Annotated in this window: 2 protein-coding genes; both read left to right on the forward strand. The window is 64.1% G+C overall.

Features of this window, described 5'->3' with window-relative positions:
* Positions 1–815: AraC family transcriptional regulator (locus GXY33_21410; protein ID NLX07705.1), on the forward strand; the 815-nt coding region annotated here is incomplete at its 5' end.
* A 65-nt stretch (positions 816–880) separates the two neighbouring features.
* Positions 881–2,435, forward strand: a 1,555-nt coding sequence (locus tag GXY33_21415) for a hypothetical protein (GenBank protein NLX07706.1), incomplete at its 3' end; no start/stop codon positions are given.

Here is a 2,435-nt window from a genome sequence, read left to right on the forward strand (position 1 = left end):
CGCTTCCCCGCGTGGTGAGCATGGGCCGGTCGATCTTCGATCCGGTCTGGGCCCAGAAGGAGCATTCGAGCCCGCGTACCGAACTGATGCACGTGCTGCGGGGCAGCGTGCGGGTCGAGACGCCGGAATACTCCATCTCCGGGCGCGAAGGCGACACCATCTACACCCCCACCGGGACGCCCCATCGCGACGTGTTCCCCACCGGCACCGTCTTCGAGGTGTACCTGGTGATGTTCGACTGGCCGGGCGAGCAGGAGATTCTGCGGACGTTCGATCCGCCGCAACTGGCCCGCGGCGGCCAGGCGGCCAGGCGTCAGATCGCCGCCGATTTCCAGCACCTTCATCAGGAGTTCCTGGCCCACCGGCCGTTCGCCGATCGGCTGATCGGTCTGCGGCTGTTGCAGATCATCTACAGCCTGTGCCGCGAGGCTTCGGCCGGTCGAAGCACGGATGAGAAGACCTCGGCTGCCACTTCGCACGCGCGGCGGCGGCAGATCATGGGCGAGGCCAAGGCGTACATCCTGGCCAACTTCAGCCGGGAAGTCAGCCTCGACCAAATCGCCGAGTCGATCGACATCAGCCCCTACTACCTCTCGCGGGTTTTCAGCGAGGAAAGCGGCTTTACGCTCTCGGAATACCTGACCACGCTGCGGATGGAAAAGGCGGTCGAGCTGCTCAAGGACGCGCGTCGCAACATTTCGCAGGTCGCCCACGCGGTGGGCTACCGCGACAGCCATTACTTCGCCAAGGTCTTCAAGGCCCATTTCGGCCAGCCACCGCGGGTCTATCGCATTCGAAACTCTCTTGCCAAGTGAGGCCATCCGCAGTACAGTCCCGCAGACTCAAGGAAGCTGAATTCTCGTTCCTGGAGTGACGAACCATGTCGCGACGGCCGCATGACAAGAGTCTCATCACGAGCGCGTTTTTCAACGACTCGGTGGTTTCCCGCATCCGCACCTCCGCCGAGCGCACCGACTGGGGCCGCCGAGCCCGGCGGCAGATGATTGACGCCGCTGCACCGTGGACGGCGATGAGCGACGCGGCGCTTTGGGATCTGATGTTCGGTCCGACGCTGCCGCGATCGTGGATGGTCTGGTCGGATGGGTTCTGTCCCGCCTGCCGGCGCGACGTGCGAATGTACGACTGGCGGATCGACGCCTTCGCCCGGCCGTGGAAGGTCGAGTGTCCGCAGTGCGGCGAGCTGTTTCCCAAGAACGACTTTGGCCGCTACTATCGCTCCGGACTCGATCGGCACGGTGTTTTTCAGTTCGACCGGGCTGACCGCAACCTGCTCTTCAACGGAGAACACCCGGACCCGTCGGACCCACTGCACCGGTTCGGCGTGGACGACGGACGAGGGTACACCGAAGGCGAAAACCGCTGGCGGTTTGTCGGAGCCTATCTGATCTACGGCCAGTGGAAGCAGTTGGTGCTGGGAGGCATCCGCCGATTGTCGGACGCGTACGTGATCACCGGCGAACGCCGCTACGCCCATCAGGCGGCGGTGCTGCTGGATCGGGTGGCGGACATGTATCCTGGCTTCAACTTTGCCGTTCAGGCCGAGGTCTACGAGACGCAGAAAGACGATTTTCAGGGCTACGTGAGCGTCTGGCACGATGCGTGCGAGGAGACGCGCGAGCTGGCCCTGGCCTACGATAAGATCCGCTGCGGACTGGAGGGCGATGAGGCGCTGGTGGCATTTCTCTCGGAACAGGCGAAGCGGTACGATCCGCCCAACCGCAAGAGGACGCTCGAAGAGATCCTCGCCAACATTGAGACCAACATCCTGGCCGACGCGTTGGACCACCGGCGTAAGATTTACAGCAACTACCCGCGGCAGGACATCACGGTGCTGATTATCGAAGCGGTGCTGGGCTGGCCGGGCAATCGCCAGCGTCTGATGGGTCCGCTGGACGCGATGATCGCCCGAGCGACGGCGGTGGACGGCGTGACGGGCGAGAAGGGCCTCGCCGGTTACAGCAACTACGTGATCGACGGGTTAGCCAGGTTCCTGGGCTATCTCAACCGGCTGGACGCGTCGCTGGTGGACGAGCTTTTCGAGCGTCACCCGGCCCTGCGGTCGACGTATGCGTTTCACATCGACACGCTGTGCCTGGACCGCTATTACCCGCGGATCGGCGACACCGGCTACTACGCCGGGGCCGATGACCGCTACGTCGGGTTGACCCTTTCGCGCGAGCTGTCGCTGGCGCCCAGCGGTTTTTCCTTCCTCTGGCGGCTCTACCGGATCACCGGCGACGTGCGATACGTCCAAGCGATGCACCGCGAAAATGGCCGATCGGAAACGGGCCTTCCCTACGATCTTCTCTGCGACGACCCCGACTCGCTTCAGGCTGAGGTCCGGCGAGTGATCCAGCACGAGGGCGCTTCCTTCCGCCTCGGTTCGGTGCGCAAGGACCAGTGGCATCTGGCGA

The sequence above is a fragment of the Phycisphaerae bacterium genome, assembly GCA_012729815.1.
In the GTDB taxonomy this organism is placed as follows: Bacteria; Planctomycetota; Phycisphaerae; order JAAYCJ01; family JAAYCJ01; genus JAAYCJ01.